Here is a 3,785-nt window from a genome sequence, read left to right on the forward strand (position 1 = left end):
CATGCCGTCGCGGGTCATCACGTTGTGCGCGCCGGGCGAGGGGGCGTTGCGCGCAGGCCCGCCGTCGACGACGAGGACGTCGCGGAGACTGCGGCCGAGCGCGGTAGCGGCGGCGAGGCCCGCGAAGGACGCACCGAGGATCAGGCGTCGGCGGGAGCGGGGGCATCGGTGGACGGGCCGGTGGAGGCGTTGGTGGAGGTCATGCCGACGATGCTCCGCCGATCCGGCCGCGCCAGCGAGGATCCGTGCCGTTCCGGCACGCGGAGGCATCCCGCGTGCCAGGCTGACCTCGTGCACGACGACCGGACCGCCCCCTCCGACAACGAGATCGTCGCGGCCGTCGGTCCGCGCCTGCGACGCCTCCGAACCCGCCGCGACCGCACGCTCGCCTCGCTCGCTGCCGAGACGGGAATCTCGGCGAGCACCCTCTCGCGCCTCGAGAGCGGCGGCCGGCGCGCGACGCTCGAGCTGCTCCTCCCGATCGCCCGCGCCCTCGAGGCGCCGCTCGACGAGCTCGTGGGAGCCGCACCCGAGGACCCACGGGTGCACGGCCGGCCGATGCGCCGGAACGGCATGCTCATCCAGCCGCTCAGCCGCGACGCAGGCGCGCTCCAGGCGTTCAAGCACACGATCCCGCCCGGACCGGTACCGGAGCCCGGACAGCAGGGCGAACACGAGGGGTTCGAGTGGCTCTACGTGCTCAGCGGACGCCTGCGCCTGCTCCTCGGCGAGCACGATCTCGTCCTGCCCGCCGGAGAGGCCGCGGAGTTCGACACCCGCGTGCCGCACTGGTTCGGCCGCGCCGACGAGCAGCAGGTCGAGTTCCTCAGCCTGTTCGGCCGTCAGGGCGAGCGGATGCACGTGCGTGCCTCCACCCGCCGTTGAGCGCGGTCACACCTCGCCGAGTACCTCACGGACGAAGCCTGTGGTGCGCGCCCGCAGAGTCGCGATCCGCTCCGACCGCGCCGCCTCCACGTCGAACCCGACGTAGGCGACCGGTGGTCGCTGCCGCACGTTCACCGAGCACTGGAACTCCGAGCAGACCAGCGTGCCGAGAGTGTCGCCCGCCCGCCCGGCTGCCCCCGCCTTGCGTGCCCCGAAGAACACGACGTCGTTCGGGAGACGGATGTCGCGGCACCACGAGCACTGGGCCCGCGAGCGGGGCAGCGCGTCGGCCTGCGTGAGCAGCACCCCGACGACACGCTCCTCCAGCGGGACCACGACGTAGGCGCGGCGTCCCATCCTCCGGTCGCGCCAGCCGAGGTGGTCGACCCCCTCCCAGTCGAAGGAGTCGATGGCCTTCGGCAGAGCGAGGTCGGCGACCTCCTTGCGCGAAGCGTTGACGAAGCAGGCTCGGATCTCGTTCTCGGTCAGTGGTTGCATGGCTCTTCCGAGCCTAGGCCGGGATCAGCCCAGGTGGGCGACGGCTTCCTTCGGCGCCTGCGCGAGGAACTCCTCTTTCTTCACCCGGATCATCGCGACCGCGACGCCGGAGGCGACGACCAGGCCGATCGCGGCCGCGACGAACACAGCGGAGTAGCCGTCTACGAACGCGGCGGGCGACTGCTGCTCGCCCGCGACGCCGGCGTAGACGGTGGTGAAGATCGAGAGCCCGATCGAGCCGCCGATCTGCATGGCGGCGTTCGCGGTCGCCCCCGCGGCGCCGGCGTCGTGAGCCGCGACTCCGGTGAGCGCGAGGTTCTGCAGCGGCACGAAGACCATCGCCATGCCGATGCCGAGCAGGATCAGCGCGGGCAGCACCTCGACGAGGTAGCCGCCGTCCGGGGTGACGCGGCTGAGGTAGAGCAGGCCCGCGGCCGCGATCAGCGGTCCCGCGATCATGAGGATGCGTGGGCCGGTGCGCGGGAGCAGGCGTGCGGCGACTCCGGCGACGATCATGATCGTCACCGTCATCGGCAGGTTCGCCAGGCCCGCCTCGAGCGGCGGGAGCCCGAGGACCAGCTGGAGGTGCAGGGTGAGGTAGAGGGTGGAGCCGATCATGACGCTGCCGACGATCGCCTGCACCAGGAAGGCGCCTCCGCGCACCCGATCGGCGACGATGCGCAGCGGCAGCGACGGGTGGTCGGACCTGGCCTGGATGCGCACGAAGAGGGCGAGCAGCAGCACGCCGGCGAGCAGGAATCCGAGAGTGTCGACGCGGAGCCAGCCCTGCTCGGCCAGCGTGAAGCCGTAGACCACGCTCGCGAGGCCGAGCGCGACGGTGATCGTCCCCGCGACGTCGAAGCGGTTGCGCCCCTCCGCACGGCTCTCGGTGACCAGCAGCTGGCCGGCGATCGCGCCGCCGACGACGACCGGCACGTTGACCAGGAGGCACCAGCGCCAGTCTGCGAACTCGGTGAGCAGGCCACCGAGCACGAGCCCGACGGCCGCGCCCGCTCCTGCGACCGCGCCGAAGACAGCGAAGGCCGTGCCGCGCTCGCGACCGGAGGGGAACGACACGGTGAGCAGCGCCAGCGCGGCGGGGGCGAGGAGCGCAGCGAACGCTCCCTGGAGGCCGCGGGCCGCGATCAGCTCGGTGCCGGAGGAGGCGAGTCCGCCCCACGCGGACGCGACGCCGAAGCCGACCATGCCGATCAGGTAGGTGCGCTTGCGACCGGTGTAGTCGGCGATGCGGCCGCCGAGAAGGAGCAGGGCGCCGAAGGCGAGCGCGTAGGCGGTGACAACCCACTGGCGCTCGACGTCGGTGAGCCCGAGGTCGGCCTGCGCGGCAGGCAGGGCGATGGTGACGATCGTGCCGTCGAGGACGACGACGAGCTGCGTGAGCGCGAGGATCACGAGCACCCACCAGCGGCGGGCGGACGAGGGAGCGGAGGGGGAGGGCATGGCGGCCTTTCGCACGGGAGCGGAGCGGGACCGGTGGGTCCGGATCCGAGCCGCGTCGTCGGGGCCGAACCACCCCAACCAGTTGGTTGGGCGGAGAAGAGTGTATCGTTCGAGCGCCCGGAGGTGAACCATGGATCCGACGTCCGACCCGGCGCTCCCTGCCCGCGAGCGCATCCTGCGCGCCGCCTCCGCCGAGTTCGCCGCGCACGGCTTCGCCGGTGCCCGGGTCGATCGTGTGGCCGCTGCCGCCGGGCTTAACAAGGAGCGGCTCTACGCTTACTTCGGCGGCAAGCGCGGTCTGTTCGTCGCGACCGTCGTCGAGGCGATCACCGCTCTCGACGCGACGCTGCTCGCCGAGGCCTCCGACCTCCCGGACCTCGCCGGTCGCATGTTCGACCACGTCTGGGAGCACCCCGAGTTCCTGCGCCTGCTCACCTGGGCTCGCCTCGAGGGTGCCGGCGTCTGGGAGGAGGCCGGCGAACGCTTCGGCGGGATCCCCGCCCCCGAAGCGCGAGTCCTCGAGTGGCAGCGCGCGGGAGTCGTCGACGCGAGCTGGTCGGCCGACGATCTCTTCATCGCCCTCCTCGGCCTCTGCGAGATCTGGCATCTCACCCCCTTCGCCTCCCGCGGCGGCGAGGAGACGCGGGACCGCCGTCGCGCGTTCGTCGTGCACGTCGCGCAGCTCGTGGGCACGCCGCACTGAAGGCGGGTCAGCCGCCGGTCGGCTCCGATGTCGGGATCGACGTCGGCATCAACTGACCCGGTCGCGGCTGCAACACGATCCCCTCGTCGCCCGGGAGAACCACGCCTGCCGCACGCTGCGCCTCATCCTCGAGGAGAAGCGCTTCCGCATCGCCGGGAGCACAGGGCATGACCGCGCCGATGTTGTACTGATCCTCCACAGCACCCGTGTCGAAACTCGCCCGCAACACCGGACCACC

The 3,785-nt window shown here is 72.3% G+C and carries 5 protein-coding genes and 1 pseudogene; 2 read left to right on the top strand and 4 right to left on the bottom strand.

The window, feature by feature from the left end; translation table 11 throughout:
* Positions 1-270 (bottom strand): annotated as a pseudogene (locus ACH61_RS18605) (hypothetical protein); the annotation flags it as partial.
* A gap of 21 nt (positions 271-291) precedes the next feature.
* Here ACH61_RS18605 and ACH61_RS14400 point away from each other — a divergent pair.
* The gene (locus ACH61_RS14400) at positions 292-885 is read left to right on the top strand and encodes a helix-turn-helix domain-containing protein (RefSeq protein WP_068213351.1); all 594 of its coding nucleotides are present in this window, start codon (positions 292-294) and stop codon (positions 883-885) included.
* 6 nt (positions 886-891) lie between these two features.
* Here ACH61_RS14400 and ACH61_RS14405 read toward each other — a convergent pair whose 3' ends face one another.
* Together ACH61_RS14405 and ACH61_RS14410 are read right to left on the bottom strand one after the other, a co-directional pair.
* Positions 892-1,383 carry an FBP domain-containing protein gene (locus ACH61_RS14405; protein ID WP_068213353.1) on the bottom strand — a complete coding sequence of 164 codons (492 nt, stop codon included), beginning with the start codon at positions 1,381-1,383 and terminating at the stop codon, positions 892-894.
* 24 nt (positions 1,384-1,407) lie between these two features.
* Positions 1,408-2,844, bottom strand: a complete 1,437-nt coding sequence (locus ACH61_RS14410; protein WP_068213362.1) for an MFS transporter — start codon at positions 2,842-2,844, stop codon at positions 1,408-1,410.
* Between the two features lie 130 nt (positions 2,845-2,974).
* Between ACH61_RS14410 and ACH61_RS14415 the strand changes: the two genes are divergently transcribed.
* Entirely contained in the window at positions 2,975-3,547 is a 573-nt protein-coding gene (locus ACH61_RS14415; RefSeq protein WP_068213356.1) for a TetR family transcriptional regulator, read from the top strand.
* A gap of 7 nt (positions 3,548-3,554) precedes the next feature.
* On the opposite strand, the gene ACH61_RS18610 is transcribed toward ACH61_RS14415, so the two are convergent.
* Positions 3,555-3,785: hypothetical protein (locus ACH61_RS18610; RefSeq protein ID WP_236713705.1), on the bottom strand; the 231-nt coding region annotated here is incomplete at its 5' end.

Origin of the sequence: Rathayibacter tanaceti (genome assembly GCF_001634385.1) — a bacterium.
Classification (GTDB): Bacteria; Actinomycetota; Actinomycetes; order Actinomycetales; family Microbacteriaceae; genus Rathayibacter; species Rathayibacter tanaceti.

Bases quoted from the DNA above. Each gene is read 5' to 3' on its own strand.
- ACH61_RS14405 (WP_068213353.1), bottom strand. From the start codon at position 1,383: ATGCAACCACTGACCGAGAACGAGATCCGAGCCTGCTTCGTCAACGCT.
- ACH61_RS14410 (WP_068213362.1), bottom strand. From the start codon at position 2,844: ATGCCCTCCCCCTCCGCTCCCTCGTCCGCCCGCCGCTGGTGGGTGCTC.
- ACH61_RS14415 (WP_068213356.1), top strand. From the start codon at position 2,975: ATGGATCCGACGTCCGACCCGGCGCTCCCTGCCCGCGAGCGCATCCTG.